At 74.4% G+C, this 22,592-nt stretch carries 20 protein-coding genes; 3 read left to right on the top strand and 17 right to left on the bottom strand.

The features are described from left to right. Positions 1-111 precede the first annotated feature (111 nt). Positions 112-483, top strand: a complete 372-nt coding sequence (locus ABD385_RS01155) for an ArsR/SmtB family transcription factor (RefSeq protein ID WP_344572924.1) — start codon at positions 112-114, stop codon at positions 481-483. Positions 484-595: 112 nt separating this feature from the next. Here the strand turns inward: ABD385_RS01155 and ABD385_RS01150 are convergent, their stop codons facing one another. After that, entirely contained in the window at positions 596-1,969 is a 1,374-nt protein-coding gene (locus ABD385_RS01150) for an FAD-dependent oxidoreductase (protein WP_344572923.1), read from the bottom strand. A 195-nt stretch (positions 1,970-2,164) separates the two neighbouring features. Here ABD385_RS01150 and ABD385_RS41305 point away from each other — a divergent pair, with 195 nt between their 5' ends. Next, positions 2,165-3,001 carry a DUF6214 family protein gene (locus tag ABD385_RS41305; RefSeq protein ID WP_425585325.1) on the top strand — a complete coding sequence of 279 codons (837 nt, stop codon included), beginning with the start codon at positions 2,165-2,167 and terminating at the stop codon, positions 2,999-3,001. 104 nt (positions 3,002-3,105) lie between these two features. Here the strand turns inward: ABD385_RS41305 and ABD385_RS01135 are convergent, their stop codons facing one another. Then, positions 3,106-3,729: a TetR/AcrR family transcriptional regulator gene (locus tag ABD385_RS01135; protein WP_344572922.1), complete on the bottom strand. Its 624-nt coding sequence runs from the start codon at positions 3,727-3,729 to the stop codon at positions 3,106-3,108. A gap of 1,244 nt (positions 3,730-4,973) precedes the next feature. Here ABD385_RS01135 and ABD385_RS01130 point away from each other — a divergent pair. Continuing rightward, positions 4,974-5,606 carry a helix-turn-helix transcriptional regulator gene (locus tag ABD385_RS01130; RefSeq protein ID WP_344572921.1) on the top strand — a complete coding sequence of 211 codons (633 nt, stop codon included), beginning with the start codon at positions 4,974-4,976 and terminating at the stop codon, positions 5,604-5,606. Between the two features lie 68 nt (positions 5,607-5,674). Here ABD385_RS01130 and ABD385_RS01125 read toward each other — a convergent pair whose 3' ends face one another. From ABD385_RS01125 to ABD385_RS01055, 15 genes are all read right to left on the bottom strand, one after another. Then, positions 5,675-7,339, bottom strand: coding sequence for a glycoside hydrolase family 13 protein (locus ABD385_RS01125; protein ID WP_344573477.1), 1,665 nt, complete (start codon positions 7,337-7,339; stop codon positions 5,675-5,677). A gap of 71 nt (positions 7,340-7,410) precedes the next feature. Further along, entirely contained in the window at positions 7,411-8,160 is a 750-nt protein-coding gene (locus ABD385_RS01120) for an HAD family hydrolase (RefSeq protein ID WP_344572920.1), read from the bottom strand. A gap of 5 nt (positions 8,161-8,165) precedes the next feature. Continuing rightward, complete coding sequence (locus ABD385_RS01115) at positions 8,166-8,780, bottom strand: sugar O-acetyltransferase (RefSeq protein WP_344572919.1); 615 nt, start codon at positions 8,778-8,780, stop codon at positions 8,166-8,168. A gap of 41 nt (positions 8,781-8,821) precedes the next feature. Continuing rightward, a complete protein-coding gene (locus tag ABD385_RS01110; protein WP_344572918.1) occupies positions 8,822-9,697 on the bottom strand; it encodes an endonuclease/exonuclease/phosphatase family protein in 876 nt (291 codons plus the stop codon). Further along, a complete protein-coding gene (locus ABD385_RS01105; RefSeq protein ID WP_344572917.1) occupies positions 9,694-10,689 on the bottom strand; it encodes a methyltransferase in 996 nt (331 codons plus the stop codon). The genes ABD385_RS01110 and ABD385_RS01105 overlap by 4 nt, the downstream gene beginning before the upstream one ends. Next, positions 10,686-11,867 (bottom strand): MFS transporter, encoded by a 1,182-nt coding sequence (locus ABD385_RS01100; RefSeq protein ID WP_344572916.1) that lies wholly within the window; start codon positions 11,865-11,867, stop codon positions 10,686-10,688. Before ABD385_RS01100 ends, ABD385_RS01105 begins: the two co-directional genes overlap by 4 nt. Beyond that, a complete protein-coding gene (locus ABD385_RS01095; RefSeq protein WP_344572915.1) occupies positions 11,864-12,466 on the bottom strand; it encodes a DUF1349 domain-containing protein in 603 nt (200 codons plus the stop codon). Before ABD385_RS01095 ends, ABD385_RS01100 begins: the two co-directional genes overlap by 4 nt. Next, positions 12,463-13,290 (bottom strand): SDR family NAD(P)-dependent oxidoreductase, encoded by an 828-nt coding sequence (locus tag ABD385_RS01090; protein WP_344572914.1) that lies wholly within the window; start codon positions 13,288-13,290, stop codon positions 12,463-12,465. The genes ABD385_RS01095 and ABD385_RS01090 overlap by 4 nt, the downstream gene beginning before the upstream one ends. Positions 13,291-13,295: 5 nt before the next feature. After that, a complete protein-coding gene (locus tag ABD385_RS01085; RefSeq protein WP_344572913.1) occupies positions 13,296-14,684 on the bottom strand; it encodes a glycosyltransferase in 1,389 nt (462 codons plus the stop codon). Further along, positions 14,665-16,476, bottom strand: coding sequence for a 1-deoxy-D-xylulose-5-phosphate synthase N-terminal domain-containing protein (locus tag ABD385_RS01080; protein ID WP_344572912.1), 1,812 nt, complete (start codon positions 16,474-16,476; stop codon positions 14,665-14,667). Before ABD385_RS01080 ends, ABD385_RS01085 begins: the two co-directional genes overlap by 20 nt. Continuing rightward, complete coding sequence (locus tag ABD385_RS01075; RefSeq protein WP_344572911.1) at positions 16,473-17,798, bottom strand: aminotransferase family protein; 1,326 nt, start codon at positions 17,796-17,798, stop codon at positions 16,473-16,475. The genes ABD385_RS01080 and ABD385_RS01075 overlap by 4 nt, the downstream gene beginning before the upstream one ends. 151 nt (positions 17,799-17,949) lie before the next feature. After that, the gene (locus ABD385_RS01070) at positions 17,950-19,095 is read right to left on the bottom strand and encodes an aminoglycoside phosphotransferase family protein (protein ID WP_344572910.1); all 1,146 of its coding nucleotides are present in this window, start codon (positions 19,093-19,095) and stop codon (positions 17,950-17,952) included. Between the two features lie 485 nt (positions 19,096-19,580). Beyond that, the gene (locus ABD385_RS01065) at positions 19,581-19,955 is read right to left on the bottom strand and encodes an effector-associated constant component EACC1 (protein WP_344572909.1); all 375 of its coding nucleotides are present in this window, start codon (positions 19,953-19,955) and stop codon (positions 19,581-19,583) included. Between the two features lie 98 nt (positions 19,956-20,053). Then, positions 20,054-20,785, bottom strand: coding sequence for an MgtC/SapB family protein (locus ABD385_RS01060; RefSeq protein WP_344572908.1), 732 nt, complete (start codon positions 20,783-20,785; stop codon positions 20,054-20,056). Between the two features lie 61 nt (positions 20,786-20,846). Continuing rightward, complete coding sequence (locus ABD385_RS01055; RefSeq protein WP_344572907.1) at positions 20,847-22,502, bottom strand: NRAMP family divalent metal transporter; 1,656 nt, start codon at positions 22,500-22,502, stop codon at positions 20,847-20,849. Between the last annotated feature and the right edge of the window lie 90 nt (positions 22,503-22,592).

Raw genomic sequence — 22,592 nt, 5'->3', positions numbered from 1 at the left:
ACTACGATGGGTCTCGTACAATGGGGGCTTCAGAGGCCGTGGTGACCCTTCTCGGGGACCTCGCGTGCGAGCGCGTCGCCGGCCCAACAGCACCGCAGGTCAGGAGCCGACATGTCGACCGATACGCCAGCCGCCGAGCCCGTCTCGGGCGCCCGGTCGCTCCCGCATCCGGGCCGTGAGGAGATCCGGCTCGCCCAGGTCCTGCACGCCCTCGCCGACCCGATGCGGCTGCGGATCGTCTGCGTGTTGGCCGCCGCCGAGGGCGAGTTGAGCTGCGCGGACATCGAACTCCCGGTCAGCAAGTCGACCTGTACGCACCACTTCCGGGTACTGCGCGAGCACGGCGTGATCCAGCAGTTCTACCGCGGCACCGCCAAGATGAACGGCCTGCGCCGGGCCGACCTCGAAGCGTTGTTCCCGGGCCTGATCGACGGCGTGCTGCGGGCGGCCGGCCTCCAGGAGCGCCGCCTCGGCGAACGCTGAACGGGCCGGCGCCCGCCGCGTCCCCCGGGGCGCACGTGCCGCACCGCCCGGGCCCGCCCGGGCGGTGAACTCCCGCCCGCCGCGCGGCCGGCGGGAGTTGCCCCGCGTCGGCTCAACGCCCCACCATCACCGACCGCGCCGCACGCAGCAGCTCCGTCCAGTCCGCCAGCTTGACCGTGCCGCGCCCCAGGCCGCGCCCCCACTGCGCTTCCGCCGCCTCGATGGCCAGCCAGCCGCGCCAGGGCACCGGCCGCGCCCCGGTCCGCTCCAGTGCCGCCACCGGGTCCACCGCGACCGTCCGCCGGGCCAGCCGCGCCGCGTCCGCCAACAGGGAGGTCGCGGTCTCCTTCGCGCACGGGCGGTTGGTGCCGATCACCCCGGTCGGGCCGCGCTTGATCCACCCGGCCACGTAGACCCCCGGGTACGGCTCGCCGTCCCGCAGCACCCGCCCGGCCGCGTGCGGCACCGTGCCCGTCGCCTCGTCGAACGGCAACCCCGGCTGCGGCGTCCCCCGGTAGCCGACCGAACGCAGCACCAACTGCCCCTCGATCTCCTCGTGCTCGCCCGTCCCCGCGACCCCGCCGCGCCCGTCGGGCACGGTCCGCTCGAACCGCACCGCGCGCACCCCGGCGACCGGATCCCCGAGGACCTCCACGGGCCGCAGGAAGAACCGCAGGTGGATCCGGCGGGCCCGGCCCATCCCCGCCGCCCGCTCCACCGGCCGCTCGGCCCAGTCGCGCAGCACCTCGACGTTGCGCCGCACCGGTGCCGGCAGGCCGGCCGGATCGCGGTACGCCGGGTCCAGCGCCAACTCCTCGGGGCGGACGAGCACCTGCGTGCCGGGCAGCGCCCCCAACTCCCGCAGCTCCTTGGTGGTGAACTTGGCGTGCGAGGGGCCCCGCCGCCCCACCATCCACACGTCCTCGACCCGGCTGTCGGCGAGCGCCCCGAGCGCCCCCTGCGGCATGTCGGTGGCGGCGAGTTCGGCGGGGCCGCGGGACAGCATCCGGGCCACGTCCACCGCCACGTTGCCCACCCCGATGACCACCGCCGAGCGGGCGGTCAGCGCGAAGCCGTCGGTCGCCGCGTCCGGGTGCGCGCTGTACCAGGCGACGAAGTCGGTGGCCGGGTGGCTGCCCGGCAGCTCCTCGCCGGGGACGTTCAGATGTCGGTCGGTGGCGGCCCCCACGCAGAACACCACGGCGTGGAACATCTCCCGCAACTCCCGCAGCCCCACCCCGGCGTCGCCCACCGTGACGTTGCCCAGGAAGTGCACCCGGGGGTGCTCCAGCACCGTCCGCAGGTTGTTCTGCAGCGACTTGATCTTCTCGTGATCGGGTGCCACGCCGTAGCGCACCAGACCGTACGGACAGGGCAGCCGGTCCAGGACGTAGACCTCGATGTCCGGGACGGTGTCCTGCTCGACCAGCGTTTGGGCGGTGTAGACACCGCTCGGTCCGGAACCGATCACTGCGACACGAAGCACGGGTGGCCCCTTCCGCGGAGTACCCCCAGCATCGCACCGGCGGGCGTGCGGCGGGAGAGCTGCGCTATCGGGGTTGCTCCCGGTCCGCTGAGCGTGCCGCGCCCCGTGGCCGGGTGAGCTGGGGGCTAGGTTTTGTTTGTGTCGGAAAGTGAGTTTTATACCGATAACCACCGATATAAAGCGCAAGCCGGGGCATTGGAGTGGCCCGATTGGGAGCTTCAGGCGCATGGCTCGGCCGCGTCCGAACTGGGCCCCTGGTTCAGCGCCCGGCTGACCTTCCCCCACGGGGCCCGCGTCGACGTCCTGGTGACGGTCACCGCCGAGCGCCTCACGGTGGAGGACGTCCGCGCCGACCCACCCCTGACACTGGACGCCCTCGCCTCCCTCGCCCACTGGATCGAGGGCCCCCTCGACGACGCGTGCCGCGCGGCCACCGGACGCCCGCCGAAGGACCGCCCCGGCGCCGTCGCGCCGTCGGGCCCGGAGCCCGCACCGGCCCCCCGCGCCTGCGGGCAGGAAACGAGCCCGGCCCGGCCCCGGGAGCCCCGCGCGGGCACCGCCCCACCCAGGGGCCAGGTCGTCCACGGCGCCGGCCGCCTCTGCGGTTCGGGCGCCGGACCGGCTCCCGGGACCTCGGCGACCGGGCCCGCGGGGGCTCCGGCGGCCACCCCGACCGGAATCGCCGGGGCTCGGGCGGTCACCCCGAGGGGCGGGACCTCCGACTCCGTGTCGGCCCCGGCGCCGGACGCCGCACCGGAGCCGGATCCCGCCGCGCCCGCCCCCGTGGACGGCCCCGCGGCCCAGGAGCCGGACGCGGCGCCGCCCGCCGCCCGTTCGGCCGTCCTCGTGCGCTCACGCGCCGGCGAACGCCGCAAGATCGCCGCGGCCGCCTACCGCGAGGCCCAGCAGGAGGGGCGGGACCCCGTCGTCGCCGTCATGCACGCCACCGGCCGCAACCGGCGCCGGGCCCTCCGCCTGATCGCCGGCGCCCGCGACGCCGGCCTGCTCACGCCGCGGCACAACAAGCGCTAGCTGTATGGCCCTGTGAGGTGGGGGCGCGGCGCGCCGCGCCCCCACGCCGACGGGCGGTGCCCGGCCCGTCGACTCCGCGCCTCATCCGGCCGGACATCCCCGCGTCAACGGTTCTCGGACGGCCGCTCGCCCGGTGGCACGCCCAGCTGCCAGTCCAGTCCGTACCGCTGAAACAACTCGGCGCGCAGCCGTACCCGTGGCATCTGAGCCCCCGGAAGCAACATGGGCACCACCGATCCCATCAGCAGCGCCCGCAACAGCGGGTAGTCGGTGTCCGGGGCCGCCGACCCGTAGGCCACCACCGTCTCGCGCAGCAACTCGGCGAGCCGCTGCTGCTCCGGGCACTGGATGAACCCCGGGGACGTGAGGATGCCGGCCATGTGCGTGCGCATCAGCAGCGGCTCGTCGTGGGCCAGCCCCAGGATCGCGTCGATGGCCCGGGCCAGCAGCTCCCGCCCGGCGTCCGGTCCGATCGGCCGCGGCTCCCGTTCCAGCGCGGCCTGGAGGGTGCGGTGCATCAGGCGGTGCACCGCCGACTGCAGCAGTTGGTGCTTGCTCGGGAAGTAGTACGAGATCAGACCGCGTGCCGCCCCCGCGCGCCGGGCGATGTCACCGAGCGTCGTGGCGTCGTACCCGCGCTCGCCCACCAGCTCGACCGTCGCCTGCAACAGCCGCTCGCGGGAACGCCGCCGCAATTCTTCATTGACCGATGCGCTGCGGGGGGACATCCTGTAACTCCTGCGTTGACTGGCTGAGAGCCAATATACTCAGCACAGGATCGGATGGCCGCCCGTCAGGGTGGCGAATCCGGTCAGGCTGCCTGATTCGGGCGACGCGGGGGATCGCCCGAATCGGGTGGACGCGGGGTCGGGGTCGACTTCGTGGCCGGCGTCTTCGCAGGCCGAGGGGTCGGCCCCGGTTCACGTTGGTCTGCCGGCTCCGGTGGGACGCGCCGCGGCTCGTTCCGGTGCGGTCGTGCCCACGCGGCGGTGCCCGCAGCGCGAGCCCCTTGCGGCTACGCGGGTCCCTTGGTGGCTCCTGCGCGGAGCCGTCCTCACGCGGTGGGGCGGTGGTGGCGGAGGCCGCCCGATCCGAGCCCGCGTCGTACGTTTTCCGGGCCCCGGTCAGTCCGGCGCGGTGGGCGCTTGAGCGAGGCCCCTACTCCGAGGTTCCCCGCCGAGGGACCGCCGTCGGCTGACGTCCGGGACGGTTCCCGGGCGCGGTGGACGTTCGTGCGCGGTGCGCCGAGCCCGGGCGATGCGGATTCCCCGAAGTCTTGCGGAAATTGCTAGTCGGGTACCTGGTATTGGCGCGGGGCAATGGGCCTCAGGAATGGCGGGCGATGATGCCCCTTCTCGGCTGAGTTCTCCGGTGGGTTTTCGGTCGGGTGGGTCGGGGCCTTGGTGTGCGGTGCCGCAGTGGGAGGACTTGGGGGCGGCGGGTGCGGTGCGCCGTGGAATGGGAGGGGGCGCGCCGACGGCGGTTATGCGAGGGCGAGTTGTCGGCTCGGGAATGAGTGAAGTGCGGGGCGCGCTGAGGGCGGGGCGTGGTCGGGCGGGGCGAGGAACGGGGACGGGCGTCGGCGTGTGGGCGGTTCCGTGAGGGACGTGCGGGCCCGGGGCGCGCGGGCTGCGCCGCACGTCCCGGGCCTGTGGCGCTCTGAATCAGCCGAAAGCGGGGCGGGTTGGCGGCGGGAATCGGCCGGGAGGCTTGCCGCTTCGGAGGGGGACGGGGGAACGGATCGCGCCAGTTGGGCGTTGCCGACTTGACCAACTCTTGATCAATATCCGGAGTCCGGAGAGAATCACGTCAGCATCGTCCCACCGTGTCGGCCTTACCAGAGGTGTGCCCTCCCCCCATTTCCGCCCTCGTATTCCCTACCGGTTCACCGACGGTTTTAGCCGACCGGAAAATCCTTGCCGCATCGGTTGTTCCCGCGTCCACCCACGGCGTGGGACCTGTCAGGAAACCCGTGCCAGTGAAGCGCATAGCCGTAACCGTCCACACGTCCGATCCGCTGTCCGAAACCGGAATTCTCAGTTTCTTACGCGACGACCCCGCCCTGGAGGTCATCGGTCGCGAGGAGCCCCGGGCCGGTGGGGTCGCCGTCATCCTCACCGGTCGGCTGCACGAGTTGGCGGCGACCAAACTGCGACGACTGTCCCGAAGCACCGACCAGGCCCTCGTGCTCATCGCCGAACGACTGCGGGAGCCGGAGATGATGGCCGTCGTCGAGTGCGGGGTGCGGGTGGTCGTCTGGCGCCACCAGGCCACCGCCCCCCGGCTGGTGGAGGCGATCCACACCGCCGCGCGCGGCGACAGCCAGATCCCGCCGGACCTGCTGGGCCGCGTGCTGGCGCAGACCAGCCGCCTGTACCGGCACTCGATGAGCGACGGCGACCAGCCACCGATGCTGGGGCTCACGGCCCGGGAGGTGGACGTCATCAAGCTCGTCGCGGAGGGGCTGGGCACCCGTGAGATCGCGGAACGGCTGGCCTACTCCGAACGGACGGTCAAGAACGTCCTGCACGCGATGATGACCCGCATGCAACTGCGCAACCGGGCCCACGCGGTCGCCTACGCCCTACGGGAGGGCCACATCTGAGCGGTCGCCGACCCGGGCACCTCCCGCCGGCCACGGGTGACCGGCCCGGTATCAGGGCGGGCGTCCGCCTAAGGGGCGACGCCGAACGGTGCCGGTGGGGCCGGCTCGTCGGGGCCGTCGGCGGGGGCGCGCAGCCAGACGGCGGTGTCCGGCGGCAGGGTGCGGTCGGGAACGGGACCGCTGGCGAGGAGGAGGGCGTGCTCCGCGGGCAGGGCGACGGGGCGGTCTGCGAAGTTGACCGCGCAGAGCAGGTCGCCGCGCCGGAAGGCGAGCACGTCGGCCCCGCTGGGCAGCCACCGCAGCGGGGCGTCGGCCGTGGCCGGGCCCGTGCGGCGCAGCCGCAGGGCGGCGCGGTACAGCTCCAGCATCGAACCCGCGGCGCCGTCCTGTGCCGCCACGGTCAGGTCGGCCCACCGCGCGGGCTGCGGCAGCCAGGGTTCGACGCCGTCCCGGGTGAAGCCGAACGGCGGGGCCGTGCCGGACCAGGGGAGGGGGACCCGGCAGCCGTCGCGGCCCGGGTCGGTGCCGCCGGAGCGGACGTGGATCGGGTCGCGCCGCCGGTCCGCGGGGAGGTCCTCGACCTCCGGCAGGCCCAGTTCCTCACCCTGGTAGAGATAGACCGCGCCGGGCAGGGCCAGGGTGAGCAGGGCGGCGGCCCGGGCGCGGCGGGTTCCCAGCGACGGGTCGGTGGGGACGCCGTGGGGCCTGGCGTCGAGGTCGAAGGAGGTGTCGGCGCGACCGTAGCGGGTGACGGTGCGGGTCACGTCGTGGTTGCACAGCACCCAGGTCGCGGGGGCGCCGACCGCGGCGTGGGTGGTGCGGGTGGCGTCGATGCGGGCGCGCAGCGCTCCGGCGGCCCACGGACTGCTCAGGAAGTCGAAGTTGAAGGCGGTGTGGAGTTCGTCGGGCCGCAGGTAGCGGGCGAACCGCTCGGGGGCGTCGGGCAGCCACAGCTCGCCGACCAGGACGCGGGGGTCGGGGTAGGAGTCGGCGACGGCGCGCCACGAGCGGTAGAGGTCGTGGAGTTCGTCGCGGTCGAGGTAGGGGTGCGGACCGCCGTCGTCCGCCAGGTCGGGCAGGGCCGGGTCCTTGGCCAGGGCGATCGCGGTGTCGACGCGCACGCCGGCGGCGCCCCGGTCGAACCAGAAGCGGAGCACGGCTTCGTACTCCGACCTGACCTCGGGGTGGCTCCAGTTGAGGTCGGGCTGCTCGGGGGTGAACAGGTGCAGGTACCACTCGCCGGGGGTGCCGTCGGGGGCGGTGGTGCGGGTCCAGGCGGGGCCGCCGAACTCGGAGGTCCAGTTGTTGGGCGGCTCCCGGCCGTCCGGGCCGCGACCCGGACGGAAGTGGAACCGGGCGCGCTCGGGGCTGCCCGGCGGCGCGGCGAGCGCCGCCCGGAACCACGGGTGGGCGCGGGAGACGTGGTTGGGCACGACGTCGACGAGGGTGCGCAGCCCCCGTTCGCGGGCGGCGGCGATCAACCGCTCGGCCTCGTCGAGGGTCCCGAAGTCGGGGTGGATACCGCGGTAGTCGGCCACGTCGTAGCCGCCGTCGGCCATCGGGGAGGGGTACCAGGGGGTGAACCACAGGGCGTCGATGCCCAGTTGGACCAGGTACGGAAGACGGTCCAGGACGCCGGCGAGGTCGCCGGTGCCGTCGCCGTTCCCGTCGGCGAAGCTGCGCGGGTACACCTGGTAGATGACCGCGTGGCGCCACCAGTCGGTCTCCGGCACGGCCCCGGGCGCGGCCCCGGGGCGGGCGTCCGGCGTCGTCGTGCTCGGCGTCCCGGGCCGGGCGCCGGGGCTCATCGGGCGGTCCACGGTGCGCGCGTCAGGTCCACGGCCCACAGGCCGGGCAGCACGTGGTCGGCTGCGGAGTAGTCCAGGGAACGGGTCAGCGCGGTGGGGACGGCGGTCACGGTGATCCCGGCGGCCCGCGCGGCGGCGACTCCGGTCAGCGAGTCCTCGAAGGCGACGCAGCGTGCCGGCGGGACGCCGAGCCGGGTGGCGGCCGCCAGGTAGACGGCGGGATCGGGCTTGCGGCGCGGCACCTCGTCGCCGCCCACCACGGTCTGGACGTACTCCGCGATGCCGAAGTGGTCCAGCCAGCGCCGTACCCACGCGGCGTCGGCGGCCGACGCGACCGCCACCGGCAGGCCGGCGGTGCGCAGCCGCGTCAGCAACTCCCGTACGCCCGGCAGGAGGCGGATGTGCTCGGGGGTCATGAAGCGCTCCCACAGCTGCGACAGGCGTTCCTGGAGCGCGGCGTGGTCGCGGGGGCCGTTCGCGCCGCCGGCCGGGGCGGGGGACGGGCCCGCGGAGTCCAGCAGGGCGTCGAACAGGCGCGGGTAGCCGTCCGGGCGCCCGCACACCTCCTGCGCCCACATGCGGGCCGGCAGGGTCGCGCCGTGCTCCTCGAACAGGGCGGAGCAGGCCAGGTAGTCGGGCCGGACGGTGTCGACCAGGATGCCGTCGTGGTCGAAGACGACCGCCTCGACCGCGAGCGGCGCGGACGGGTGCGGGGTGTCGGCGGAGGGGGTGTGGGCTTCGGTCACGGCGGTCACAGCTCCCGGATCACGCGGGCGGGGTTGCCGACGGCGAGCACCTTCGGCGGCAGGTCCTTGGTGACGACGCTGCCGGCGCCCACCACGGTGTCCGCGCCGATGGTCACGCCCGGCAGGACGGTCACGGCGCCGCCGAGCCAGACCCGGTCCTCCAAGGTGATGGGTCTGGCGTACTCCCACATGGCGCGGCGCAGGTCGGGGTCGAAGGGGTGGTTGGCGGTGAAGAGCTGGCAGCGGGGTGCGATCAGAACGTCAGCGCCGACGGTGATGGGGGCGCAGTCCAGCATCATGACGTCGAAGTTGACCTTCGCCCGGGGGCCCAGCTCGATGAAGAACCCGAACTCGCACAGGAACCGGGGCATCACCCAGCCGCCCGGTTCGATGCGGCCCAGCAGGTCGCCCAGGAGCCGTTCGCGGGTGCGGGTGTCGCTCAGCGCGGTGTTGTTGACCCGGTCCAGCAGCTCCATGCAGCGCTGGCGGTAGGGCTGAAGGTCGGGCTCGTGGGCCGAGTACAGCTCGCCGCTGGCGAGCCGGGCCTTGATCCGGGCCAGTTCGGCCGCCTCGGGGGGTGGTGCGGGGGCGGGTGGGGCGTCGGGGGGAGTCGGTTCCATCGGGTGCGGGGTGCCTTTCTGCGCGCGGGCGTCCCGGCCGGTCAGTGCCGGCGCAGCCGGAGGGTGATCGGTCGGTGGTCGGAGGCCGCCGGCCGGTCTCCCGCCGGGTGCAGCCGGGGGTCGTCCAGTGCCTGGTAGCCGAGCAGGTCCGGGGCGAGGGACGGGGTCAGCAGGAACAGGTCGATGCGCCGGGGCGCTTCGCGCGGCGGGTGGAAGCCGAAGGTCGTCGACCGGTCGCCACAGTGGGCACCCGCGTCGAGGAACAGCGGTTCCTCCGCGGTGCCGAGCAGGCGTCGCAGCGGGGCCCGGTCGGCGCGGTCCTCGCCGGGCACCGTGTGGTCGGCACGCCGGTGGCGCGGCACGGTGGACCAGTCCGGCTCGGCGTCCCCCGGCGGCACCGTGTTGGCGTCCATGGCCAGCAGGGTGGGGTGCGGGGCTTCGGGGTCGGCGTACTGGCGCAGGTGGTCGGATTCGATGCGCCGGTTCGTCGCGCTGAACGGGTCCAGGTGGGCCACGACGAACCGCAGGGGCGTCGAGCGGCCGGGCAACTGCAAGGTGGCGCTGCCGCGGCCGTGCCACTGGGCGAGTTCCGGCGCGACCTCCTCCACCGCGACCAGGTCGATGTCCCGCTGCCAGAACACGGCCAGGTTGCAGCCGGTCTTGGCGGGGAAGAGCACGCCGTCCATGTCGAACGCGGCCTTGGCGTCCTCGAAGAAGGCGCGGTCGTCGAAGTGCCAGCCCCAGCCCTCGGTGGTCATCAGCACCCGGGGGCGGTGGTCTCGCACCAGGTCCCGTTGCCGGTGCCAGCGGGCGTCGCGGCCGTAGTAGCGGTCGACGCCCGCCTCGTAGAGGTTCCAGAACATCACCAGGTCGCTGGCGCCCGCCGGGTGGCGGTCCGGTGGTCCGGGGCGGCTCACTTGACGCCCACGACCATGGACTCGGGGCCCTCCAGGTGCTCCACGTAGGTCTGCGAGAAGCCCGCCTCGCGCAGCCACTCCCGGCACTCGGCGCCGGTGTAGTCGAAGCCGCCGGGGACCTCGGCGTGCATGATGAGGCTGAGGATCAGCCCGATGGCGTTGCTGCGCCGCTCGTCGTCGATGAGCGTCTCGTAGACCAGCACCGCCCCGCCGTCCGGCAGCGCCCGGTGGGCGGCGCGCAGCAGCCGCAGCTTCTCCTCCTGCCCCCAGTTGTGCAGGACGTGGCCGAAGACCAGCACGTCGGCGGAGGGCAGGGGGTCGCGGAAGAAGTCGCCCTCCTGGAAGGTGACGCGGTCGGCGACCCCGAGGCGCCCGGTGTACTCCACGAAGCCCGCACGCGCCGGGGGCAGGTCGAAGCCGACGGCGGTCAGGTGGGGGTGGCGGGTCAGGACGTGGCCGGGCAGCGCGCCCTCGGCGCAGCCGATGTCGGCCAGCGAACGGTACCGCTCCCAGGGGAACTTCTCCGCGATGGCCCGCGCCGGCCCCATGCTGAGCGCGGTCATGTCCTTCTGGAAGGCGCGCACCGATTCCGACGCGGCGTACGTGGCCTGGTAGAAGTCCCGGCCGTCCTGGGCCTGGCGGGCGGCCCGGCCGGTGCGCAGCACCTCGGTGAGGTCGTCGGCCAGTCCGGCGCACTGGGCGAGGAAGCTGCCGCCGAGGTAGCTCGTCGGCCGGTTGTGGTCCAAGTACTCGGCCGCCGCCGGCGAGTTGGCGTACCGGTCGCCGGTGCGCACCAGCAGCCCGAGGGCGACCAGGGCGTCGAAGAAGTCGGTGGCGGGCCGCGGGTGCAGGCCCAGGCGGTCGCGGAGCGCGGGGCCGGGCAGCGGCTCCTTGGCGAGTTCGGCGAAGACCCCGACCTCGACGGCGCTGAGCATCGTCTTGGTCTTCCAGTGGGCCCACATCAGGTCGGTGACGGGCTGTGGCGAGGTCATGGGGAGGTCTCCAGTTCGTTGTGGGGTGCCGGTCGCGGTGCGCGCGGCACGGGCCGGCGGGCCAGGCGGGCGGCGCCGGCGAGGGTCAGCCCGCACAGCAGCGTCAGACCGGCGAATGCGACGGGGATCGTGGCGCGGTTGCCAGGGGCCGCCGCCAGGCCGATGAGGTAGGGCAGCGCCGTGCTGCCGACGAGGTTGGCCACCAGCAGCGCGGAGTTGACCCGGTGCGGATCGGGCAGCAGGGCGTTCGCCCAGGCCAGCGTGGTGGGGAAGACCGCGGCGAGGGCCAGCCCGGCCAGCCCGTACGCCACCGGTGCCACGGCGTCGAGCAGGGTGGCGGTCAGCGCCCCGGTGGCGGCGAGCAGGCACAGGCCGATCAGCCGGGGGTGGGGGAGCCGGTGCGCCGCCACCGGCAGGACCAGCCGGCCGACGGTGAGCCCGGCCCAGAACAGTGCCGTGGCCCGGGCCGCGGCGGCCGGCGAGTGGCCGGAGGCGGCCAGGTGGGTCGACTCCAGCGCGCCGATCCCGGCCTCGACGCCCGCGTACAGCAGCGCCAGCAGGGCGAGGACGGCGAGCAGCGGCGCCGACGGACGCGGGGCGGCGGCCCCTTCGGGACGGTCGACGGGCTCCCCGGTGGCCGCCGCGGCCCGGAACAGCAGCAGCGACAGGGCGCCGGCGACCAGCAGCAGTCCGGACGTCCCGCCCCACTGGCCCACCAGCAACGGGCCCAGCGTGGCCCCCGCACCGAAGCAGGCGTGCAGCACGTTGAGCAGCAGCGCCGGCCGGGCCCCTGAGGACCGGGCGAAGTAGCTGTTCAGGTGCAGGATCAGCCCGCCGTAGCCGGCGCCGGCGACCAGGGCGAGCGCACACAGCAGCCCCCAGGTCGGCGCCAGGGCCATGCCCGCACTGCTGCCCGCGAACGCCAGCAGCAGTGCGGGTGCCAACGCCCGGCCCAGCCGGCGGCCGAGGCCGATCCCGCAGCCGACGATGGCGAGCAGCGCCCCGAGGTTGTACAGCACGACGAGTTCGGTGCCGCTGCCGTCGGCCAGCCCGTAGGCCGACCGCAGCAGCGGCAGCGCCGCCCCCAGCGCCCCGGTGACCACACCGAGGAGCAGGGAGAGCGCCAGCGCCGCCGCGATCAGCGGCCCGTGCCCGGGCCGGAGGGGGAGCCGGGTCACCGGCGGTCGCCCAGCGGCACGGGGCTCAGGTGCAGCGGGCCGAACCGCGCCGTGGCGGACGGGGAGAAGGGCGCCTGGACGAACACGCCGAGCCGCAGGACCGGGTCCGCGAAGCCGTGGAACGTGCGGACGAACCGCCACTCCTCCTCCGGTCGTTGGCGGAAGAGGACCGCGTGCCGACGACCCTCCCGGGTCACCAGCAGTTCGGCGGCGGGGCCGTCCAGTGCGGGGCCCATGGCCTCGTCGGACGCCGGGCGGGACAGCACGGTGACCAGCGCCCAGCCGCCGGCCTTGGTGCGCTCCACGCAGACCTTCAGCCAGCCGTCGTCGCCGTGCAGCGCCAGGCCCGCCGCGTCCCCGAACGCCGAACCCTCGACGCGGACGGCGGTCCGGGCGGTGAAGTCGCCGTCGACGCCGCGTTGCAGCAGGGGCAGCGAGTCGGCCTCGTACGAGCCGGGCAGCGCGTACAGGTCCGCGCCGCCCGGCGCCTCGATGCGCAGCGACTCCCCGGCGCGTGACCAGGAGCGCGGCCGGCCCTGCCACCGCCAGCCGGCCGGGGCGTCGGTGGCGGGCCACGGCACGGGGGTACCGAGCGTCACGGGGCCGTCATCCCGCCGTCGACGCTGATCGCCTGGCCGGTGACCTTGGTCGCGCCGGCGAGGTAGACGACCAGTTCCGCGAGGTCCTTGGGCGTCTGGAACTCGCGCTGGGGGATCATCGAGCGCATCCGCTCCCAGCACTCGTCCTCGGTCTCGCCGGGGCGGACGAACTCCGAGAGCAGGTAGCGCCACATGTTGGAGCGGACGATGCCGGGGCAGACGGCGTTGACGCGGATGCCGTCGCGGGCGACCTCCTGGGCCAGCGCCGCGGTGAAGCCGACCACCCCGAACTTGCCGGCGCAGTAGTGCGCGACCTTGGCGAACCCCGAACGGCCCGACACCGACGAGAAGTTGATGATGGCGCCGCCGCCGGAGTCGCGCAGCAGGGGCAGGGCGTTCTTCGACGACAGGAAGACGCCGTCGAGGTTGCCGGCCACCACGCGCTGGAACTCGGCCAGTTCCATCTTCTCCACCGGGCAGACGTGGGTGACGCCGAAGGCGTTGACGACCACGTCCAGGCGGCCGGCCTGCTCGGCGAGGTCCGCGTACAGCCGCCGGACCTGCTCCTCGTCGGTGGCGTCCGCCTGCGCCGCACTGACCTTCAGGCCCTCCCCGGTCAGCCGGGCGGCGAGCTTCTGGGCGTCGGCGTAGCCGCTGACCTGGGTGGACTGGTAGTGGTTGTACTGTGAGGGCAGGGTGTCGGTGTCGGCGACCACGACGTGCGCCCCACGCCGGGCGAGCTCCTCGACCACGGCCGAGCCGATGCCCCGGCCGCCCCCGACGACCAGCGCCACCTTGTCGGCGAATCCCGTTGCGAAGTCCATGTTCCTCATTCCTTTCCGGCGCCCGCGCCCACCGGCTGCGGCGCGAGGCGATAGGTCAGCGGCGGCAGTACCAGGGCGTCCAGGAGCCGTGGGAACGCCCGGTAGTCGGCGAGGTTGCGACCCGGCCGGTCGACCAGGTTGTGCAGTGCGGCCCACTCGCCGGGGGCCGGGTCGTCGCAGCCGTGCGTGGCGGCGTGTTCGTCCAGCGCGCGGTGCACGGCCTGGTCGCGGCGTCCGAAGAAGTCGGTGAACAGCCGCTCGGCCTGCGCCACGGCGCGTTCCGGGTCGAAGTCGGTGCGGGCGGGCACCCGCAGCGCCTCGGTCAACGTGGTGTCGTGGTCCAGGGCGTGCGCGTCCGGGGCGCCGGACAGGGCGTGCAGGAACGCCTCGTCCTGGAAGGGGGCGGCGTTGCGGACGGCGGCCGGTGCGTAGTCGCGGGCCAGCAGCTTGCGGGTCAGGACGTCCTCGTCGATGCGGCCCAGCGGCCCGACCCGGCTCATGGTGAACGCGCCGGCCGTGTCGAGGGCGGTGGGCACCAGGTTGCGGGCGGGCAGCAGTTCCACGGCGGGGCCGATGTCGGCGGCCACCACCGGTACGCCGTGGGCCAGTGCCTCCAGCACCACCCGGCCGAGGGTCTCCCGGGAGGCCGTGCTGGGGAAGAGCAGGACGTCGATCCGGGCGAAGAAGTCGGCGAGCCGGTCCTGCCCGAGGACGCCGAGCACGTCGACGGCGCCGGGCGGGACGCCCTGTTCGGCGAGGGTCGCGCGGACCGCGTCCGCCTCCCAGCGGGGGTGGTTGGGCTTGCCCGCGCACACCAGGCCGGCCCGCCCGCCGCTCTCCCGGTGGCAGCGGGCGAAGACGTCCACCACCTGGTCGAAGTTCTTGGCGAGCGACAGCGCGCCGAGGTACCCCAGGCGCAGCGTCGCGCCCGCCGCCGGCGCGGGAACGGGCCCGTTGCGGGGCAGCCGGTCCAGCATGGGGTACGCCACCGCGGAGTTCTCCTCGGTGAGCGCGGGGAAGTGGCGGAGGAACAGCCGCCGGGTGTACTCCGTGGGGAAGAGCACCAGGTCACCGGGGCGCGTCAGCGATGCGCACAGCTCCTCCTGCGCCCAGTAGCCCGACCACAGGGCGGTGTGCACCTCGCGGACGATCCGGAAGCGGCCGCCGGAGCGCTGCCGCCAGTGGTGGTAGAGGAAGGCGTACGGTCCCGATCCGGCGTACACCACGTCGCCGGGGCCGGCGGCGGCGACGCACTGCGGGCCGCCGGTCAGGTCGTGCCAGGCCACGGACTGACGACGGGTCAGCAGTTCGGCCATCTCGCGGTGCATCAGGATGGCGCCGTCGACGATCCCGTCGGTGTCCGGGGCGCGGTAGTCATGCGTGTGCAGTCGCACGTGCGCCCCCCTCCGAGCCGTCGGGCGGGGTCGCGGCGTCGCCGGGCCGTCCGGTCAGGCCCCGCAGCAACGCGTCGAGCTGTTCGGGGCCCATGCCGTGCAACCGCAACTGCCGGTCGTGCACGCGGTTGGCGATGTCCTGGCGGACGCCGTGCACCTGCGCCGGGAGCAGGTACTTGGTGCGCAGCCGTTCGCCGAAGCCGCCGTGCACGCCGTTGTACTCGACAGTCAACAGCTGCTCGCAGGCGGCGAGTTGGGAGAGCGTGTCGGGGTCCAGGTCGGGGTCCAGGGCCGCGCAGTGCAGGTGCGGTACGCCCAGGTCGCGGTTGGCCTCGGCGACGAGCACCCCGGCGTAGCCGAAGGTGACCACGGCCGTCCGCGGCCGTCCCTCGCCGGGCGGGGTGAGCCAGGTGCCGCCGTCCACGTCGCCGGCGCAGTCCGCCGGGGGCGGGTCGAACTTGGCGTCGACGGTGCTGATCACATGGGTGGTGTCCGGATGCCGGTCGAGCCGGTCCAGGCAGGCGGCGAACTCGGCCGCGGTGACCGGCTCGTAGACCCGGGTGTGCAGCAACTGGCCCAGCAGGTTGGTGGCGTTGTGGGCGCCGCCCCAGGCACCCCAGCTGCGCCCGGCCAGCACCAGCAGGTTGCGGACGCTGGTGGTGGCCTCGGTGAGCATGCTCAGCGAGTCCATGTAGTACATCGCGTCCGTGGCGACGACCTTGACGGTCTCCGCCGGCAGGGACAGCGTCAGTCCCAGGCTGAGCGTCTCCGCGAGCCCGGTGTTGGTGTACGGGACCTTGTCGCGGAACCCGAAGCGGGCGGCCATGTCGGCGGTGAAGACGGCCAGTTCGCGTCCGGTGCGCTCCTGGTAGGCGGCGAGCGCCGCGCCGGAGGTGTGGGCGAAGGACACCTTGGCCGGGCGGGCGGCGGCGGCCGGCGCGGTGGTGGCGGGCTTGAAGCTGTGGTCGCCCTTGCGGGTGCGGCACACCAACGCGGCGGAGGTCGGCGCGGTCAGCAGCGCGCCGAGGGCGTCGCGGACGGTGCCGGCGTCCAGGCCGTCGACCTCCTCGACCCGGTCCAGGTAGCTGGCCAGGTAGGTGCGGCTGAGCGGCTTGCGGAGCGGCTCGATGCCCTTGTCGTTGGCGTCGACGACCAGGATCAGGTTCGTCAGGTCCGCTTCGTGGGCGAAGCGCAGGCACTCGAAGGCCACGCCCTCCTGCAGTTCGCCGTCCCCGGCCAGGCAGACCACCTTGCGGTCCTCGCCGCGGCGGGCCAGCTCCCAGGCGAGGCTGACGGCCTGGGCCACGCCCACGCCCAGGCTGTAGCGCATGGTGTTGGTGAAGCCCAGGTCCTGGTGGACGACGCCGGTCAGGCCGCCTTGGTGGAGGGTGGCCAGCGGGGCGAACGGGAAGGTGCCGCGGACGTAGTGCTCGGCGTAGAAGGCGGGGGCGATGTGGCCGCGCCCGACGATGAGTTCGGCCGGTCCCGGCCCGTCCTCGGGCACCAGGCCGAGGTCGAAGCAGGCCCGTACGAGGGGCAGGGACGACACGTTGCTCTGGTGGTTGCCGGACCCGGCGATCTCGTGCATCCGCAACAGCACGCGCGCACTGTCGTCGTAGAGCCGCTCGGGCACGGCGCTGGCCAGCTTGCGCAGGCTCTCCAGCAGCGGGCCGGTGTAGCCGCCGTCGGCGAGTTCGTCGAGTTCGCGCCGCACCACGGCGCGTTCCGGCTCGGTGAGGCGGGGCGCCGCGGCCGTGGCCGGGCGCTGCACGAGGGCGTGCAGGGCGCTCATCGGGCCGCTCCACAGACCTCGTCCAGGGCCGCGCCGAGGATCTCAAGCGCCTCGTCCGCCTCGGCGCGGGTGGTCACGAACGCCGGGGCCAGCACGAACCAGTCGTCCTGGCCGCGCAGGATCAGGCCGCGCCGCAGACAGGCGCGGGCGACCCGCTCGCCGATCGGACCTGCTCCGCCGTCGTCGGACCCGGTGAGCGTGACGCCGTACAGCAGGCCGATGGCGCGCAGGGTGCCGCGCCCGGCGACCACCTGCCGCAGCCGGGGCTCGACGTACTGCGCCAACTCGTTGACCTTGGTGAGGTAGTCGCCGTCGTTGAACAGGGTCACCGCGGCCAGGCCCGCCGCCGACGCCATGGGGTTGGCGGCGTAGGTGTGGGACGGGGCGAAGGCGCGCGGCCCGTCGGCGTCACCGAGGCCGGCGGCGATCCGCTCACCGATCAGGACCGCGGCCAGCGGCGCGTAGCCGCCGGAGATGCCCTTGCCGACGCACATCAGGTCGGGGGTGACGCCGAAGGCCTGCGCGGCGAAGGGGTGGCCGGTGCGGCCGAAGCCGGTGACGATCTCGTCGAACACGAGCAGGACGTCGTGCCGGTCGCAGATGTCGCGGAGCCGGGCGAAGTAGTCGGCCGACGGGATGGCCATGCCGCGCAGGTGGATGACCGGCTCGATGACCAGCGCGGCCACCGAGTCGGCGCCCTCCGCCTCGATGGTCCGCTCGATCATCTCCGCGGCCAGCGCGCCGGACCGGTCCGGCGCGACGCCCCAGAAGGCTTCCAGGCAGTCCGGCGGCCAGACGTGGACGACGCCGGGCAGTCCCGGGCCGAAGCGGCTGACGTCGGGCCGGCCGGTCAGGGTGAGCGAGCCGAAGGTGGCCCCGTGGTAGCCGTGGTAGTGGCTGAGCACCTTGACCTTGTCGGGCCGGCCCTGCGTGCGGTGGTGCAGGCGGGCCAGCCGGATGGCGGCCTCGATGCTCTCCGAGCCGCCGTTGACCAGCTTGGCGGCCGTGATGCCCTCGGGGGCCAGGTCGACCAGGGCCCGGGCCAGGTCGAGCGCGGCCTGGTTGGCGCCGTGTAGCGGGGGGTTGAACGGCATGGTGTGCAGCTGCTGTTGGACGGCCTGCGCGATGGGCTCGCAGTCGTAGCCGAAGCAGGACACGAACACGCCCGACATGGCGTCCAGGAAGCTGCGCCCGGTCGCGTCGGTCAGGCGGACGCCCTTGGCGGAGCTGAAGAGCAGCGAGTCCTCGGAGTGGGGGACCTCGAAGCAGTAGGCGGACAGGTCGGTCGGCCACGGCGAAGCCGCGGACTCCTGTGCGGGCATGCGGGAACCCTCTCTGTGCGGGGGATGAGCAACGGAGCACTCCGCGGCGGTGACCGCGATGAGTGACGAGTCGTCAGAAAGGTCGAGGGGGCCGGTTCCGCGTAGGTGCGCGGGTCCGGTCAGGGGCCGTCCGGGTGCCGATCCGGTGTCCTCACCGGGCGGGCGGCGACGGGGTGGGCGCGGTCAGCAGGCGGTGGATCTCCCCGCGGCGCGCCGGGGACAGCAGGTCGAAGTAGTCGAGCCAGACGGGGCTGAGGATGTTCCGTTCCAGGATGTCCTTGGCGATGTCGACGATCACCGGCAGCGAGTGGGCCACGAGCAGCGGCATCAACAGCCGTTCCTCGCCCGGCCGCAGCAGTCCGCGGTCCGTCGCGGTCGCGGTGAACTCGGCCAGCGACCGGCGCCGTTCCGCGGGCTCGGCGATGCGGCCGGCGGCTTCGGCCAGCCACGCCAGGTCCAGCAGCCGGTCGCCGAGGTGCGCGTTGTCGAAGTCGAGGACGCCTTGGACCAGCGGCCGGCCGGCGGGGCCGTCGTCGGTGAGCACGAAGTGGTGGTGGTGCAGGTCGCTGTGGACCACCGCGGGTCGGGGGACGGGGTCCCCGACGGCGGGTACGCCGGCCTCCCGCGGCAGGCGTCCGGCCGCCACCGTCTCGCGCAGCACCGTGGCCGCTGCGCGGTGCCAGTCGCCTTCGCCCTCCTCGGCCAGGGGCAGCAGCCGTTCCTCGGCGTCCCGGAGCGCGGTCGGCCAGTGCTCCTCGTCGACCAGCCGGGGCAGCGGGATCGGCGCCAGTTCCCGTGCCCACTGCGGCGGCAACCGGTCCAGGGCGGAGCGCAGGTCCAATCCGGTGCGGACCACCTCCCGGGCCTGGTCGGGGGTGAACCACGCCACGGCGGCGCCGGCCAGCCGGGGACTGAGTTCGCACACCAGGCCCTGGCACCACACGCTGGTGGTGCCGTCCGCCGCCGGCACGGCCGCCGGCACGGGGACCCCCAGGTCCCGGCAGTGTGCCGCGATCCGCTCCTTGAGCGGGTAGAAGCGGCGCTGCCGGGCGGCGTCGGGGTTCAACTGGACCTTCAGCACGTGCCCGTTGCCGGGCAGGTCCACGTGCCACAGTCCGGCCGTGTGGCTCAGCGGCGCTGCCCCGTCGGACACCAGGGGCCGGACCGGCAGCCCGGCCCAGGGCTCGCCCCAGCCCGCCGCCACCACCCGGCGCACCCATTCCGCGCTGCCCGGTGGCGCGCCACCGGGCACGAGGAGGACGTCCCGGTCGTGCCCCTGCCGTTCCTGACTGTGCATTTCGTCCCTGTTCGCGAGGCGGCTACGGGTGCCACTCCACCGCATTCGTCCGCTCCCGGACCAGGTCCGAACGGTCCTCTCCCCGGGGCAGGCAGCGCTGCCCCGGCGACGCCCACCGGCCCGCCGGCGGGCACCTGTCCCGTGCCCGGCCGTCGGGCCGGCCACGACCCCGCCCCCGTCGTCCCGCGCCGCCACGTGCCGCGGTCGGCTGCGGCGCCGCCCGGCCGGTGGCGTCCGGTCCTCGACCGAGGGGCCACCCGTCCGTCCCTCCCGTCAGGACCGAACGGCCCGACGGTGCTGCCCCAACGGTCACCGCGCGGCTGCCCGACCGTCGGCGGCGGACCGGACGCGGCCCGTCCCGCCTACCGGACGGGCGGTCCGCACCGGTTCCGTCGGACCTGCCGCGCGCGGGCCGGAACGGACGGTGCCCGACGGACCGCGTCCCAGGTCGGGCGCGCCTCTGCGCCGGCCCCGGGCGTGCGCGACTACCGGTCGGGCTCCGCACCGGGGTCGCTCAGGAGGCGCTCGATGTCGCGCACCAGTGCCTGCGGATCGACGCCCTTGGCGTCCACCTCCAGGGTGCGGCCGTCCCGGGCGCTCACGGTGATCCGGAGGTCGGAGCGCCGCTGGGCGATCCAGGTGGACAGGCAGTTGGCCAGCACCGCGCCCACGCCGCCGGAGCCGACGGCCACCGCGAGCACGTCCAGCGCCCCGCCCATCTCGCCGGGCGCGGGCGGCGCGTGCACCGCCCGCACCCGGCCGCGCAGTCCGTCCTCGTGGCGCAACCACTCCAGCAGGGAGGGCAGTTGGGCCGCCGCGCCGGGCAGGCGCAGCCGCAGTTCCGGTACTCCGTCGGTCATCACGCGACCATCCTGGCCGATGCGCGCGCCGCCCGGTCCCGGACCGCGAAAAACGCGCGTGGCACAGGGGCCCGGGCGGAGCGTGCGCGGCGCCGGACTCACGCCAACGCGGCCTGATCCGGGGCGACGTCGGACGCGTCGAGGTGCCAGTGCAGGTCGCGGACGTCCGGTTCCAGGGAGAGCCGGGCGATGACCTGTTCCAGGGCCTGCGCGAGGTCGCCGGAGACGGTCACCGAGGCGCGGATGCCGGTGGTGTCCTCGGCGTCCCGCCGGGCCCGCAGACCGATGGGGGTCAGTCCGGACGAGGTGAGCGCCTGGAGCAGAAGGGCGCGGATGTGCGTCTCCGCGCGGCGCTCGCAGACCACGTGCACGGTGGCGAGCACGGCCGCGTCGGGGTCGGATCCGGCCGCCGGGGCCCGGTCCAGCAGCCGCCCCGCCGGGCGCAGCACGAGGTGCACGGCGAGGACGGCGAGGGTGCCGAGGGCGGCGAGTTCGAGGCGCCCGGAGGCGGCCAGCACGCCGACCGCCGCCGAACACCACAGGGTGGCCGCGGTGTTCAGGCCGCGCACCCCCGCCCCGTCGCGCAGGATCACCCCGCCGCCGAGGAAGCCGATGCCGGAGACGACGTACGAGGCGACGCGGGTAGGGCTGCCGGAGTCCCCGACGGCGGTGCTGTAGAGGACGAAGAGCGTGGCCCCGGCCGCGACCAGGGCGTTGGTGCGCAACCCCGCCATCCGGGCGCGCCATTGGCGCTCGACACCGATGAGCGCTCCGCAGGCCACGCCGGTGGCGAGTCGGACGAGGAAGTCGACGACGGTCAGGGTGTGCATGGGAGCACCTCCTCGGGAACGGGTGGGGTGGGGGACGGGTGCCGGCGGCGGGCCGGGCACCTCACTGGGCGAGCGCCACTTCGACGAGCTTGACGACGACCAGGACCATGGCGAGCAGCAGATACGTCCGCAGCGCGGTCAGGCCGATCTTGTGCCCGGTGGAGAGCACCGGCCGGGGCAGCCGCTCCAGGGGCGGCATCCGCCAGTCGTCGCGGCCGGTGCGGTCCACCGGACGGCCGCCGCGCGCCCAGCCCTTGCGGCGCCGCCGCAGCTCCGCGTACCCGAGCGCCAGCACCCCGGCCGCGCCGCAGCCCGCCATGAGGGTGAGGATGCTGCCCGCGTCGATGTCCGGGAAGAGGACCGCGGCGGTGAGGATCACCGAGAGGGTGACCAGGACGCCGACGACGGCGGCGGTGAAGGCGTTGGTGCGGGGGCCGTTGACCCACGGGCCGAGCACCGCCCGGTCGTTGCACAGGAGCAGCAGGAAGACGGAGGCGGACGGCAGCAGCACTCCGGCCAGGGTCTGCACGCCCTCGGTGAGCAGGCCCAGCGGCGCCCCGGGCAGCAGCACGATCGTGGCGGCCGCGGCGACCAGGCCCGCGTAGACGGCGTAGAAGCCCTTGGCGCCGCCGACGCCGCGGTGCAGGGAGTGCCGGATGCCGAAGACGTCGCCGATGGCGTACGCGGTGGACAGGGACACCGCGAAGGCGCCGATGATCGAGGCGTCCAGCAGGGCGATGGCGAACAGCACCCCGGCGAGCTTGCCGGCGTGGGCGGCCAGGCCGTGCGCGATGCCGGCGGTGTCGGTGAAGGCACCGGCGCCCGCGGTGCCGGCGAAGGCGGCGGCGGTGCATCCCATCAGGGCGGCGGCGCCGAGCACCACGATGGCGATGCCGATCCACAGGTCGGCCTTCTCGTAGCCCATGAAGCGCGGGGTGATCCGCTTGTCGATGACGTAGGACTGCTGGAAGAAGAGCTGCCAGGGCGCGACGGTGGTGCCGACGATGCCGATGATCAGCAGCAGCACCGCGGACGGCCCGCCGGGCCCGTCGGGCAGGTGCGGGACGACGAAGTCGTGGGCCATCTGCCCGGTGGACGGGTGCACCAGGAAGTACAGCGGGACGAGCAGCAGGGACGCCGCGCACAGGGCGATGGCGATCCGTTCGAACCTGCGGAACGACCCGGTGAAGGCGGACGCGATGATGACGGCCGCGGCCAGCAGGACCGCGCCGACCTTGGGCAGTCCCAGGTACCCGGCGGCGAGGGTGATGCCGATGAACTCCGTCACCAGCGTCAGCGCGTTGAGCAGGAACAGGTCGATGACCGAGAAGGCGCCCCAGAACTTCCCGAACCGCTCCAGGATGAGCCGCGCGTGCCCCACCCCGGTGACGGCGCCCAGTCGGAGCACCATCTCCTGGTTGACGTAGAGCACCGGGACGAGCAGCAGCAGGGTCCACAGCAGGTGGGTGCCGTAGTTCTGGCCGGCCTGGCCGTAGGTGGTGAAGGCGCCGGCGTCGTTGTCGCCGACCATCACGATCAGGCCGGGGCCGGCGATGGCGAGCAGGGTCTTGAGCTTGGCGGGCAGGCCCCGGCGCGGGGCGGTGTCGTCGTGCCGGATGGTGCCGAGCGCGCCGCGGATGTCACCGGTGTGCGCGTCGTCGAGCACGGCGGTGGACGGCGGGGCAGGGGCCGTGGTGCGGACGGTGGTCTCGGTCATGGCGAACTCCCAAGTCCCCCGGGCGGGGGAGGTGTTGGGGGCGCGAGGCAGGCATCTTCCCTGCGCGGGAGCGCAGCACGGCGACCCGTG

Source organism: Streptomyces lunalinharesii, from assembly GCF_039532155.1.
Lineage (GTDB): Bacteria > Actinomycetota > Actinomycetes > Streptomycetales > Streptomycetaceae > Streptomyces > Streptomyces lunalinharesii.
This window is presented reverse-complemented; position numbering and strand designations above follow the sequence as displayed.

Coding starts and splice junctions, on each gene's coding strand:
- ABD385_RS01080 (WP_344572912.1), bottom strand. CDS start 16,476: ATGAGCGCCCTGCACGCCCTCGTGCAGCGCCCGGCCACGGCCGCGGCG.
- ABD385_RS01155 (WP_344572924.1), top strand. CDS start 112: ATGTCGACCGATACGCCAGCCGCCGAGCCCGTCTCGGGCGCCCGGTCG.
- ABD385_RS01075 (WP_344572911.1), bottom strand. CDS start 17,798: ATGCCCGCACAGGAGTCCGCGGCTTCGCCGTGGCCGACCGACCTGTCC.
- ABD385_RS01135 (WP_344572922.1), bottom strand. CDS start 3,729: ATGTCCCCCCGCAGCGCATCGGTCAATGAAGAATTGCGGCGGCGTTCC.
- ABD385_RS01115 (WP_344572919.1), bottom strand. CDS start 8,780: ATGGAACCGACTCCCCCCGACGCCCCACCCGCCCCCGCACCACCCCCC.
- ABD385_RS01060 (WP_344572908.1), bottom strand. CDS start 20,785: ATGCACACCCTGACCGTCGTCGACTTCCTCGTCCGACTCGCCACCGGC.
- ABD385_RS01065 (WP_344572909.1), bottom strand. CDS start 19,955: ATGACCGACGGAGTACCGGAACTGCGGCTGCGCCTGCCCGGCGCGGCG.
- ABD385_RS01105 (WP_344572917.1), bottom strand. CDS start 10,689: ATGACCTCGCCACAGCCCGTCACCGACCTGATGTGGGCCCACTGGAAG.
- ABD385_RS01090 (WP_344572914.1), bottom strand. CDS start 13,290: ATGGACTTCGCAACGGGATTCGCCGACAAGGTGGCGCTGGTCGTCGGG.
- ABD385_RS01055 (WP_344572907.1), bottom strand. CDS start 22,502: ATGACCGAGACCACCGTCCGCACCACGGCCCCTGCCCCGCCGTCCACC.
- ABD385_RS01070 (WP_344572910.1), bottom strand. CDS start 19,095: ATGCACAGTCAGGAACGGCAGGGGCACGACCGGGACGTCCTCCTCGTG.